This window comes from Proteiniphilum sp. (genome assembly GCF_034331125.1).
In the GTDB taxonomy this organism is placed as follows: Bacteria; Bacteroidota; Bacteroidia; order Bacteroidales; family Dysgonomonadaceae; genus Proteiniphilum; species Proteiniphilum saccharofermentans.
In genome coordinates, this window is sequence record NZ_JAXQGC010000047.1 from 1 (window position 1) to 13,285 (window position 13,285).

The 13,285-nt window shown below is 42.8% G+C and carries 9 protein-coding genes; 6 read left to right on the top strand and 3 right to left on the bottom strand.

What is annotated here, in order from left to right:
* Positions 1-48: 48 nt before the first annotated feature.
* The gene (locus U2P89_RS11565) at positions 49-495 is read left to right on the top strand and encodes an ABC transporter ATP-binding protein (RefSeq protein WP_322191467.1); all 447 of its coding nucleotides are present in this window, start codon (positions 49-51) and stop codon (positions 493-495) included.
* 168 nt (positions 496-663) lie between these two features.
* Positions 664-2,148 (top strand): TolC family protein, encoded by a 1,485-nt coding sequence (locus tag U2P89_RS11570; protein WP_322191468.1) that lies wholly within the window; start codon positions 664-666, stop codon positions 2,146-2,148.
* Positions 2,149-2,152: 4 nt separating this feature from the next.
* Here the strand turns inward: U2P89_RS11570 and hemW are convergent, their stop codons facing one another.
* Together hemW and U2P89_RS11580 are read right to left on the bottom strand one after the other, a co-directional pair.
* A complete protein-coding gene (gene hemW, locus U2P89_RS11575; protein ID WP_322191469.1) occupies positions 2,153-3,280 on the bottom strand; it encodes a radical SAM family heme chaperone HemW in 1,128 nt (375 codons plus the stop codon).
* A 30-nt stretch (positions 3,281-3,310) separates the two neighbouring features.
* Positions 3,311-4,087 carry a glycerophosphodiester phosphodiesterase gene (locus U2P89_RS11580; RefSeq protein WP_019539756.1) on the bottom strand — a complete coding sequence of 259 codons (777 nt, stop codon included), beginning with the start codon at positions 4,085-4,087 and terminating at the stop codon, positions 3,311-3,313.
* Positions 4,088-5,287: 1,200 nt separating this feature from the next.
* Here U2P89_RS11580 and U2P89_RS11585 point away from each other — a divergent pair.
* The 3 genes from U2P89_RS11585 to U2P89_RS11595 all read left to right on the top strand — a co-directional run bounded on the left by U2P89_RS11585 (position 5,288) and on the right by U2P89_RS11595 (position 10,941).
* A complete protein-coding gene (locus U2P89_RS11585) occupies positions 5,288-8,533 on the top strand; it encodes a TonB-dependent receptor (RefSeq protein WP_322191486.1) in 3,246 nt (1,081 codons plus the stop codon).
* Between the two features lie 20 nt (positions 8,534-8,553).
* On the top strand, positions 8,554-10,305 hold the full coding sequence (locus U2P89_RS11590) for a RagB/SusD family nutrient uptake outer membrane protein (RefSeq protein ID WP_322191470.1): 1,752 nt from the start codon (positions 8,554-8,556) through the stop codon (positions 10,303-10,305).
* Between the two features lie 249 nt (positions 10,306-10,554).
* The gene (locus U2P89_RS11595; protein WP_019539752.1) at positions 10,555-10,941 is read left to right on the top strand and encodes a hypothetical protein; all 387 of its coding nucleotides are present in this window, start codon (positions 10,555-10,557) and stop codon (positions 10,939-10,941) included.
* A 3-nt stretch (positions 10,942-10,944) separates the two neighbouring features.
* Here the strand turns inward: U2P89_RS11595 and U2P89_RS11600 are convergent, their stop codons facing one another.
* Positions 10,945-12,393, bottom strand: coding sequence for a tryptophanase (locus tag U2P89_RS11600; protein WP_322191471.1), 1,449 nt, complete (start codon positions 12,391-12,393; stop codon positions 10,945-10,947).
* 152 nt (positions 12,394-12,545) lie between these two features.
* Between U2P89_RS11600 and U2P89_RS11605 the strand changes: the two genes are divergently transcribed.
* Positions 12,546-13,259 carry a M48 family metallopeptidase gene (locus U2P89_RS11605; RefSeq protein WP_322191472.1) on the top strand — a complete coding sequence of 238 codons (714 nt, stop codon included), beginning with the start codon at positions 12,546-12,548 and terminating at the stop codon, positions 13,257-13,259.
* Positions 13,260-13,285 lie beyond the last annotated feature (26 nt).

A 13,285-nucleotide genomic window follows, 5' to 3' on the forward strand; every position in this document is an offset into this window, starting at 1 on the left:
CCTTGAGGCGGTAGCCCCATTTTTTTCTGAAATTTTATCCGGTCAGTAGTGATAGGTTTTATTTTTCAGAATTTTAATCTGCTGCCCCGGTTGAATGCCATTCAGAATGTGGAATTGCCGTTAGTTTATGCGGGAATACCGGGTATTGAGCGCCGGGAAAAGGCATTGAAAGCTTTGGAAAGGGTAGGGTTGTCTGACCGGTTGCATCATAAACCTTCGGAATTGAGTGGCGGACAGCGACAGAGAGTAGCTATTGCCAGGGCTCTGGTAACCAATCCCGGGATATTGTTGGCGGATGAGCCTACCGGAGCGCTCGATTCTAAAACAGGAGTAGAGATCATGAGGCTGTTCGATGAATTGCACAAAGAAGGAAACACCATTATTTTAATTACGCATGAACAGGAAATAGCAGACTATGCCCATCGGAATATTTATCTGAAAGACGGGATGATCCATTCCGATAAGCCGAATCTTAAAAGAAAACAATTAAGTTGATAATTAGAAGTTAGAAATTAGAATTAAGAAATTAGAATTGGGAAGTGAAGAAGTAAAGAAATTTAAAAGTCTTGATTTTTGGTCCTTGACTCTTGGTTCTAATATTTACTTTTCACTTTTAGTTTTTCACTTTTCACTTTTTATTAATTCCCAAATCAATAGAATCTTATGAAAAAATTGTTTTTAATCTGTACATATTTATGTGTCTCTTCACTGTTATTGCATAGTCAGTCGGTGCATACCCTTACTTTGGAAGAAAGTATCGAGATAGCTAAGAGCAAAAGTTACAGTATGTTGAAATTAGGAGAAGACCTTAAAATTGCCGAATATAATTTGAAGTCCGCTACCAGCCGGTTGAAGACGCATATCGATATGACCATTGGAGCTCCTCAATACACTGAAACTATTGAAAGCTGGAAAGATACCACGGGTATTACCTTTTATTATCCTGTGAAAGAGCTGGGTTATTCCACCATATTGACTATCAACCAGCCTTTGCCGACAGATGGTAATATATTTATTCAGAATATGTTATCGAGTGGAGAAAATTTAAATAGCAATTTCCGTTCTTCCCGTCTGCGTTCCCGTATTGGATTTAGTCAGCCGCTCCATTCCTTTTATGCATACAATAATATCCGGTCAACGCTTAAAAGAGCGGAACTTGATTACGAACGCTCCAACAAACAGTATAAAAGGGAAGAATTGAATCTTGTATATCAGGTAAGTAGCGCATATTATAATTTATTGTCGCTCCAAAGAAGTACGGAGATCGCCCATCTCGACCTGGAAAGGCAAATGGATGCACATGAAATATCGCAGAACAAATATGCTGCCGGATTGATACGTGAAGTAGATGCTTTACAGATGGAGGTCGATTTGGCCGAAGCGCAAAACAATCACGATATTGCAGTTTTAAATGAAGTGTCTGCCAAAAACTCCTTCAAAGAATTGTTAGGGTTGAATTTGGATGATAGCGTGACATTGAACAATGAGTTAAACTATCAGATTATAGTAGTCGATCCTGAGAAGGCTATTGAGATGGCACTCAAAAACAGGTTGGAAGTCAGAGAACAGGAGATCCAGATAGAATTGCAGAAGTTGAACATAAAGCAGCAGAAATCAAACGGAATGATCAGAGGGAGTATCGACGCTTATTTTGAAAGAGCCGGTATAGATCAGCAAACCGATATTGGTCTTTTCCCTTCCATTAGAAATTCATACAGAAACCTGATAGATAGAAATTCCAGTTATGGTGTGGGGTTGACCATTACAATACCCATCCTCGATTGGGGAGAAAACAGGGCTTTGGTAAGAGCTTCCGAATCGCGGTTAAAACAATACAATTATCGGAAAGAAGAGGTTGAAAGGGAAATAGAGACTGAAGTGAAAAATCTTATTGCCAGCATCAACAGCAATTTAAAAAGATTGCAGGTGCTGGAAAAAAATGTGGTGGTTGCCGAAAAAAGTTTTGAGATAACACGCCAGCGGTTTTCTGACGGGGACATTGATAGTCAGGGGTTGGCGTTGGAGAGGAATCGTCTGAACAATGCTTATACATCCCACCTGAGAGCGTATATCAATTATCAACTGTCATTGGCTGATCTGATGAGGAAAACCTTTTATGATTTCCAGAATCAGTTGGAAGTAGAGTAATCACTTAACCGACCCACATCAGGTCGCTCATAATACCGTCAGATATAAAGATACCGTCGCGGGTCAGTTTCAACCTGTCGTCTTCGGTTTTGAGCAGATTCCTGTCAAGGTACTTTCGTGCATTTTGTAAGCAGTAGCGGTAAAATTCATCACCAAAGCGGGTTATAAGTTCCCTAAGATCGAGTCCCCACATAGTACGCAGACCAGTAAGCACGGTTTCATTATATTTTTCACTGAGGCTCAGATATTCTGTTTCACGGTTCAATATGCCCGATTCTATACCTCTGATATACCGGATAAGTGACGGCACATTCAAGGAACGGTTGTCACCATCGAACGAATGGGCTGCCGGCCCTAAACCGAGGTATTTCTCGTTCTTCCAATAAGAACTGTTATGTCGTGAAAAGTAACCCTCTTTCCCAAATGCTGAAATTTCATAGTGGATATATCCATGCGAGGTGAGCCGGTCAATCAGCATAGTGAACATGGTGGTGCTGACCTCTTCACCTATCGGTTTTATTCTGCCGGCTTGTAAAAGCCTGTACATTTTTGTTTTCTCTTCATAGATAAGATGGTAGGAGGAGATATGAGGGATATCGAGGGCAATGGCCTGTGCCAGATTATACTGCCAAATCTCCTCTGTCTGTTGCGGTAATCCATACATCAGGTCGATGCTTATATTCCCGAAACCATGTTGCTGGCATCTCTTCACGGTGTCGATGGCCTGCTGTGCTGAATGCCGCCGACTCAGGAATTTCAACTCTTCGTCGTCAAAACTCTGTATGCCGATGCTGAGGCGGTTGACAGGTAATTGGGAGAGCATCTCCACATACGCCTCCGAAAGATCGTCGGGGTTTGCTTCCACCGTGATCTCCACCTCCGGGGCAATGAAATAATGGTGCTGTAGTGCATCGAATATCTTGTCGAAATGTTCCTGCCGGAGTCGTGAAGGGGTTCCACCGCCAAAGTAAACGGTCTTCACCTGTTCCGGAATCTCATCTTTTCTTATCCTGGCTTCGGCACAGAGTGCATCGACGAAAGCATCCATCTGCGTTTCGTTGGTACCGGTGTAAAAATCACAGTAAGTACACCGGGTTTTACAAAAAGGAATATGGATATATATGCCCGCCACTTTTTTACTCTTTTGCAGTCCGTTTCAAAATCATTGTGCCTGTAGTATCTCTTTTACCAGCAAAGGTTCATCGGTGGTAATATAATCTACTTTCAGGTCAATGATCTTTTGGATATCTTCTGGTTTGTTCACCGTCCATACATTTACTTTTTGCCCCAACGCGTGTGCTTCCTTCACCCATTCTGGTTTTTGATACAACACGTTGAAGTGATAGTCGAATCCGCTCAACCCCATTTTAGCAAGCACACGTGGTGACAAATCGCCATTGAGATAATAGACCGGTGCGTCCGGATCGAGTTTTCTGACCTGCTGTACAAAATTAATTCCGAAAGAAATATATTCCACTCTATCCTGCAGTCCGCGTTCATGTATCATATCGATCACTTTCTTCGCCAGATCATCCTCCATCTCTTTTGATCTGTGCGTTTTGAACTCAATGATCAGTTTGGTGTGCTTGCATTGGGAGAAAGCATTCAGGTACTCTTCCATTGTCGGGAGTGGTTCTCCGTTGGCAAGTTTTACCTTTCTGAGCGTAGCGGCCGGTGTGTCCTGTACAATCAGCTTCTTTCCCTCCAGAGTGACATCAGCATCGTGATTTACCACCGGAATACCATCAGAAGAGAGCCATATATCTACCTCAGAGCCATATACATGGATGGAATCGGCTTTCATCAGGGCTGCAATGGAGTTCTGTGCCGAACCGTCGGTCTTCCAGTAACCACGGTGGGCGATGATCTCAGTTTGTGACCAGCCATAAACGGCAATAAATAAGATAAATAAGAGACTTAGATAAATTCTTTTGTCCATACTGGTAATTGTTTGTAATATTATTAAAACAAATATACATTATTAAATCCACAAATCCGTTACATTTCTGTGAATTTGGAGAACTATAGATTGATTTTAGCTGAGAAATCCCGGCTCTAAAACAACCTTTATTCCTGACCCTTGATGTTTTACTCTTGATTCAGAGGAGTGTTATTCAATAGAAAAACAAAAAGGTTGAAGGTAAGGTATGTTGTTATATAAATGAGGTGAAACTCTTTTTGTTCTTATTAACGATATAGTGTTAAATTCTGTGCAAGGCAAAGAGACGGTGATTAAAATGGAAGAAGTATGCAATTATTATTCGAAATAAATCCTTTCTTTTATATTATTGAATATTAATATTATATATAGGGGTTGTATTTTTTATTTTTAGAAATAAGAACCTTGATTAAAAATTAATGCATTTTTTATTTGCATAAATTGATTAATATATTTATTTTTGTTTTAATTAAAAATGTAAATTTGTACCAAAAGGTAAAACAAAATGACTTATAGCGTGAAAATATCAGCCTCTTATCCTTTCGTTTTCTGCATGTTAACGAATATTAACGGACGGGGGGGGGGGGTATTTTACGCTATTTAACCAATTTGAAGAGATTTTTAAATCCTTCCCTTGTCGTTTAAAATCAACAGATCCTTCCTTCGAGACGGCGAGAGCCAGGTTATTTCGTTTCCGGCTTGTTATCCGTTATAGATACCATTCGCATATTCCCCGAAAAAAAGAGGATTGTTCCATTTTCATCAGGCTCCGTAAAATATTCCGGGACATTTATTGGATGTTCCGGGCAATATCATATTGCCGTGATTCAAAGGAATACGGCAGGTGTTTGTCATGTCTCTGCTTATCTGCTGTCTGTTTCGAAAAACTGTTCGGAACAGGTTTTGTAATACTGTTATTCACTTATCTAATTTTTTAAATTATGCTTAGAAACCATTTGATACTCTTGTTTATCAATAAACCAACTTAAAGCTGACTGGCTGATTTATCCTCTGTTCCACAGGTAATCCTGATGTATTGTCCGGTTTTGTGGAGAAGGGAGAATTAATAGAATGAAAGCATTCAATATCAGCGGAATGAATATTGAGGCAAAACTATTTTGCCTGGTACCTAATCAAATACACATTTTTAATTATTAATTCAAACAACATGAAAGTATGAAACAAAGAATGTTAAATCTAATGAGAGGGTGGTTATTCGCATCTGTGTGGATAATATCCCTGGGAATGTTTGCGCAAACACGTATTCAGGGTACGGTTACTGATGTCGGCGGCACTCCGATGATCGGGGTGAATGTCGTCGAAAAGGGAACCCTGAACGGCACGGTTACCGATTCCGAAGGGAATTTCACATTGAATGTGTCTTCCCAAAATTCGGAATTGGTCTTTACCTATGTGGGTTATATTACGGAAGAAGTGCTTGTAGGGAGTAACCGCTCCATCACCGTAGTGATGGTAGAAGATATGGAGAGTCTTCAGGAAATTGTAGTGGTCGGTTATGGAACGCAGGCCAAGAGAGATATCACCGGTTCGGTAGCGGTTGTGGATACGAAAGAACTTCTCGCTTCCTCCGGCGCTTCGGCTGCGCAACAGTTGCAGGGTAAAACGCCGGGGGTATATATCGGACAGACCGGTTCTCCCGGTTCGGCTACTATGGTACGTATCCGTGGAATTAATACGGTAAATGATAACGGGCCGCTGTATGTGATTGATGGAGTTTCTACCCGTAATCAGAATCTGAGCAGTCTGAATCCGAATGATATAGAGAGCATGCAGGTGTTGAAAGATGCTTCTTCGGCAGCTATTTACGGTGCACAGGCCGCGAACGGTGTGATCCTGATCACCACGAAAAGAGGAACCGGATCGGGACAGCCGAAACTTACCTACGACGCCTATTATGGTGTGCAAAAGACAGGGAAAAGGTATGACCTGCTGAATTCCATGGATAGGTTAGCTATAGAGTGGGAATCGCAACAAAATTCGTTTGACCTGCGCGGTGAGACAGGTGTTCCCGAGCATGCCCAGTTTGGTTCAGGGGCTCAACCAAAAATTCCGAATTACTTGACTACAACAGGTGCCCAGGGAAGCCAGAACATCAATATCAATAATTATAATTTCCCCGATAACCAGATTGTTCCGTTCTCAGATACCGACTGGTGGGATGCTGTGGACCGGGTAGCACCAATGCAAAATCATCAGTTGACGCTCTCTGGTGGAGGAGCAAAAGGTCGATATCTGATGGGATTGAATTATTTCGATCAGAAAGGGACGGTTATTCATTCTTATTATACACGTTATCAAACCCGTCTCAATACATCTTTCGATGTGCGGCCGTGGTTACGCGTAGGTGAAAACCTGCAATATACATGGACGAAAGATCAGGGACTGACCAGCAATTCATCCGAAAGCACCCCGTATTCATGGGTATATCGTGCCTCGCCCTGGGTTCCGGTAAAAGATACTTTCGGTAACTGGGGTGGTTCGAAGATCACCGGTACGGGTAACTGGCAGAATCCTGTAGCGATACAGGAGAGGAATAAGGATAATTACTGGAGTAATTCACGTATCTTCGGAAATATATGGTCGGAAATCGATTTGATGAAAGAACTGATGTTCCGCACCAGTTTCGGATTGGATTATACCAATGCTTACAGTTATTATATCAGTAAGAAAAATCTTGAATTCTCTGAAAGTCCCGGTAACAACCATTTTCAGGAGGCAGCTTCTTTCAATTTCCGGTGGGTCTGGACCAATACCCTTACCTATAACAAGGTATTGGAGGATGTCCATTCGTTGAACGTGGTGCTGGGAACGGAAGCCATTCGTGACGGGTTGGGAAGAGGTATGGAAGCGCGCCGTTATAATTATCTGTATGAAGACAATCCCAATACATGGGTGCTGGCAATGGGTGAAAACGACAATCAACGGACCAATAACTCCTGGTACAATGGGGAATTCGCCCTATTTGGTGTTTTTGGACGTGCTGATTATGCTTTTGCAGATAAATACCTGTTCACCGGGATCGTTCGTCGTGACGGTGTATCACGTTTCTCAAAAAAGAACCGTTATGGAACATTTCCTTCCATGTCTGCCGGTTGGCGTGTATCGGAAGAGGAATTTATGGAAAATACTAGAAGCTGGTTGGATGACCTGAAATTGCGTGTTGGTTACGGTCATACCGGTAATGCCGAAATACCCCGTGCGACTAATTACGCGATGCTTTTTGGTACAACTCCCGAGAATACGAACTACGATTTGGGTGGTGCGAATACCGGGTCGAATCTGGGATACAGATTGGCTACTTATGGAAATGAAGACACCCGATGGGAGGCAACCAAGATGACCAATATCGGTGTGGATGCTACTTTCGGAAGAGGGCGGTTTTCCTCCACATTCGAATTTTATAATAAGATTACATCGGATATGTTGATCCAGGCTGCTTACTCGGCATTAGCCAATACGGAGATCGGACGGCCCTATATCAATTATGGGGATATGCAGAACAGAGGGTTCGATTTCAGTTTCAACTACCGTGATAGAGCCGGCGATCTGGCCTGGGATCTCGGATTAAACCTTTCCACCTATAAGAATAAAGTACTGAAGTTGTCCGATGCTGATGATTATGCATTATATGGAGATGGATTCCGTCTTTCCACTTCTGCAACCAGAACTATTAAAGGGCGTGCAATCTCTGAATTTTTTGGTTACAATATCATTGGTTTTTATGAAAACGAGGATGATGTATTGAATTCGCCGGTACCATACGGAACGGACAAAGCCAGTATAACCGGTAATCCCGGGTCCTATGTTGGTAAATTTAAGTTTGAAGATGTAAGCGGCCCCGATGGCGTACCTGACGGAGTGATCAATTCGTACGACCGTACAGTAATCGGAAACCCGCATCCGGACCTGGTAGCCGGCCTGAATGCTTCATTGACCTATAAAAACTGGGATTTTACCATGTTCTGGTATTCTACCATTGGGAATGATCTGTTCAATAATACCAAATATTTTACCGATTTCCCGTTGTTCGGAGGAAATCGTTCGACCACGATGAGGGATTATTCCTGGCGAGAAGGAGCGGACAATTCCAAAGCTAAACTGCCGGTGCTTGACTCTAAAGATAACTGGGGTGGCGCCGTTGCTTCATCTTATTATGTGGAAGACGGTTCATTCCTTAAATTGAAAAATCTCGTACTGGGATATACTTTCCCGAAACTTTTACTGGAGAAAGCAACCATTTCCAACCTTCGGTTGTATATTCAGGCGGAAAATCTGCTTACATTCACCAAATACAGCGGTCTGGATCCCGAGATCACTAATATGGAAACGGGAACAGGTAGTGGTTCGGACCTCCGTAGAGGACTTGATGCCGGTGGATGGCCTACGACCATGAGGTTCCTCTTTGGTGTTAATTTTGAATTTTAATCACATTAAATTACAGAGCAATGAAGTACAAAAATAAATTATATATACTGGTTATTTCGGTAATCGTTTTACTGGGTTCTTGTGGGGAAGACTTTCTGTACAAAGATCCACAGGGAAGTATTAATCATGAAGCTTTGAAAAACCAGACGGGTATTGACCTTTTAACGGTGAATGCCTATGCAAATCTGACTGAAAACGGATGGGGTGCTACCCCGTTTAACTGGACATTCGGAGGAATGTACGGTGGAGATGCCAATAAGGGATCTGATGCTAATGACCAGTCGGTATTGAATGAAATGGAGATGTATAGTACATTGCCTACCAACGGATATATTAATGAAAAATATCAGTGGGTATATAAAGGGGCAAAACGGGTGAATATTGCCCTACAGACAATGGCAGAGGTGGAAGAACTTCCCGAGGCTTTCCAGAAATCAAGGAATGGCGAATTATATTTTCTCCGGGCATTGTTTTATTTTGAAGGAATCAAGGTTTTTGGACCTTATATCCCCTGGGTAGATGAAACCATTACCGACAATGATCCCAAGGTGCATAACGATATTGATATTTATCCCAAGGTAATTGAAGATATTGACATTGCCATTCGTGACCTGCCCGCCACACAGGATAGCCCTGGCCGGGCCAATCATTGGGCTGCCAAAGCATTGAAGGCGAAGATTTTAATGCATAAGGGTGACCTGGCAACTGCCAAGCCTATTTTAAAAGATGTGATAGATAACGGGGTGACATCCAATGGGCTGAAATATGCTTTGGAAGATGACCTGAGTGCCAACTTTGAAAGTTATCGCGATAATGGGAAAGAGTCCATATTTGCTGTACAATTCTCATCCGATTACAATAATGCAAATAGCGGATTGTCGCTTTGTTATCCTCACGGAGGAGATGGATCGCCCGGTGGTTGCTGTGGATTTTACCAACCTTCCAACGAACTTGCCAACTCTTTTAAAGTGGGAGCGGATGGACTACCGTTGCTGGATAATTCATACAGAAGCGCACCCTATGTAACCGTGAGAAATATATCGAGCGATGAAAAAGCCCCGATATCGGTGAACAATAATGTTCCGGTAGATCCCCGTCTCGATTTCGCAGTTGGACGCTTCGGTATTCCATACAAGGATTGGGGGTTACCCCAAAATAACTGGGTGCGGGATGTGGCCAATGGCGGATACTTTCTGCCCAAGAAACATGTGTACACCAAAAAAGAACAGGATGAGGGTTTAGCCGGAGGAGCTTTGCACGACGGATGGGCACCGGGATCAGCTATCAATCTTCAGTATTTGAGCCTTCGGGATATGATACTGTTGTATGCTGAATGTCTGGCCAATGACAATGAACTGGCAGCAGCAATGGATCTGGTGAATCAGATACGTACCCGTGCTGCATTAGAGGTGAATATCATTAAGATAGATGGTGCACCTGCTGCCAATTATAAGATTGAAAACTATCCTTCAACCCATGCGGCATTCAGCGATAAGGAAACCTGTATCAAGGCTGTTCGTATGGAACGTAAGCTGGAGTTGGCAATGGAAGGGCAGCGTTGGTTTGATCTGGCTCGTTGGGGTGGAGAATATATGAGTAAAGAGCTGGGTGATTATATTCAGTTTGAAAGGAATTTCCTAGCCAAATTTGCTACGGCTTCCACACTGAGTAGTGCCAGGACCATGTTCCCATTACCGGAAGGGCAAATACAGACCATGGGAGAAGATGAGAGTGGTAACCCGTATTTGGTGCAGCCGGCTCCCTGGAGATGAATAGGATAATTTCAAAAAGAGGGTATTGTCACATTGGGATTGTACCCTCTTTTTAATCGTTATTCAGTCTGATTGTAGTTTAAGTGAATTTATTATTAGTATTTTGGTCTCTTTTTAAGGCGACTTCCCAATATAAAAGAAACAATGATGTCAAAAATATTCAACCTGTGTCTATTTGTTTTATTTCTATCCTGCCTAATCGGTTGTAGTCACTCTTCCGGCCTGAAAGATTTCACCTATAGATATAGTATGGAGAGTATCAATAATTTTAAGGTCGAATTCCAGTTGAATCCGGATTCCACTTACCGAATCGGCCGATATAACTATTTCTTTGATAAGTATGAAGGAAAGGCAAGGCCTCTCATTGAAGAAGGTAAGCTGACACAGGAGGAGTTTGATATATTTGCCAAATTGATAGCCGGAAGTAAGTTGGAAAAGATGGACGATTCGTATGGTTTCGACCGGGAAGATGATACCGATAATAATATCATTTACGTGATCGAATTAAAACGGGACGATCAGAGCAAGTTCATTTCAGTCAATAACAACACTGATGAACATCTACCGGATGGTTTCAAGCGTCTGATCGCATTTACCGGAGAGTTCATCAGTGATAAAGTAGAGATGTTGGAGTAGTATTTACAGGCTTTCTCCGAAATCTTCCTTAAATTTGGCAATCAGTTTCTGAGGCCAGTCACTTACCGGTTCCAGTCCTCCCATAAAGAAACGGAGTACGGGTGGCTCGTATACGAAACGGAGTCCGCCGATCAATGCACGGTTTTCGTACAACCAGGTCATCCGGTCCTCTACATATTTGATCTGTGATAAGGTGAATACCCGGCGGGGAACTGCCAGACGCACCAGTTCCATATCAGCATAGGTTTCATTGCCATATTCATCGCGTTGGTTGGAGATGGAACCTCTTTCCATTCCACGGATTCCTGAAATAAGGAATAGCGCCGCGGCCAAAGCACCGGCAGGATACTCTTTCTGCGGGATATGTTCGCACACTTTCATCGCATCCACGTGGGCGCCCAGCACACCGGCCGGCTTTACCACCGGCACACCGTGTGCATCGAGTGCATTCACCAGGTAAGCAATAAAGTCGGGACTTTGACTGATCATCGTTTCGTCGAGTGTTTCATACAATCCGACAGCCATTGCTTCAATTTCACGAACAGAGATACCTCCATAGGTCAGAAATCCTTCGAACAGAGGTACCAGTGCTTCCAGTTCTTTGTAAATGTCGGCATTGTCGGTGCATATACCACCTCCGCGGGAAGAGCTAAGTTTTCTTGCCGAGAAATAGACAATATCTGCCAGCCCGGTCATGATCTTCATCACTTCACCCATTGTGCTATCTTTGAACTCCTCTTCCCGTTGAATCACTAAATAGGCATTTTCGCCCAGAAGGCTCGCGTCGAGGACAAGCCGGATATTGTACTTATCGGCAATGGCCTTTACATCCCTCAGATTCTGCACCGAAAAGGGTTGTCCCCCGATAAGGTTGGTGGAAGCTTCCATACGGATGAACGGGATGTTCTTGGCTCCGTGTATCTTGATGATCTCTTCCAGCTTTTCAATATTCATGTTTCCCTTGAAAGGGTGGGAGGAGTTGATCACATAGGCTTCATCGTACAATAATTCCGCTATCTTTCCCCCATACTGGGTGATATGCGCCATGGCAGTGGTAAAGTGGTAATTCATCGGAACCAGATTGCCCTTCCGCACGTATGCGTTAGACAGGATATTCTCTGCCGCGCGGCCCTGGTGTACCGGAAGATAATATTTTTTGCCCAGTACATCTTCTACCGCTTTCTGCAGCCGGAAGAAACTCTGTGACCCGGCATAGGCATCATCGGCCTGCATCATGGCGGCCAACTGGTTGTCACTCATTGCATTGGTGCCGCTGTCGGTGAGCATGTCGAGGAATACATCTTTGGTATTGAGCCTAAAAGTATTGAATCCACCTTCCTGTAACGCTTCTAATCTTCTCTCAATAGGTACTAAATGTAATTTTTGTACTATACGTACCTTGTGTAACTCCAACGGAATATTCTCCCCGTTGTAAAATTTAATTTCATTCATGGGTTCAGTGTATTTGTCTTATAGTTACTAAATAGTTGATAATTCTTGAAGATTGTCGTTAATACCAGGTTTTTCCTGATAAATTTAAATTTGAAGCTGCAAATATAGTGAAAGCCGGGAGAAAAACCAATAATAAGCCATATCTTTGCCGAATGTACGAATATTATGACAATGAATTAGGGTCTATTCTGATTAAACCCAATGTGAGAGCAAAAAAACTTATTGCCCGAAGAAAGGGGGGTGAAATATATCTGACTGTCCCATACGGATTTGATTTCAAGAGACTTCCTCAGATATTGGATGAGATGCGTCCACGACTAATTAAAGTTGCGGTTAACGCAAAACCGCTGATTACTGAGGAATCCGTTATCGATACTTTTACGTTTCAAGCCAGAATATCGAGAACCGATAAAATGAAAAATGTTCAGATGAGATTGAGGGATGGAGAGTTGATAGTTTTTATTCCTGATGGTTTGGATATGATGGACAGGCAGTTGCAGGATAGGATCAAGGATATGGTCAGGAGTGTCCTGCGGCATGAGGCAAAACGTGTTCTGCCACAAAAGGTCGCCTTTTGGGCAAAAGAGTTCAATTTACAGTTTAGTCAGGTAAAGATCAATAAAAGTACAACCCGGTGGGGTAGTTGTTCCCTCCAAAAAAATGTCAACCTCTCGCTCTATCTGATGTTGTTACCTGAAAGGCTGATCGATTACGTTGTGCTTCACGAACTGGCGCATACTGTCGAGATGAATCATGGTGAGAAATTCTGGGAATTGTTGAGCAAGTTATGCGGGGAGGATGCCAGAGCGGTCAGCCGTTCTGTTCGGAAATTCAATTCTCCGGCTTACAATTTGATAAAACCGTAATCGGGATAAGTGTGATACTGTTTGGT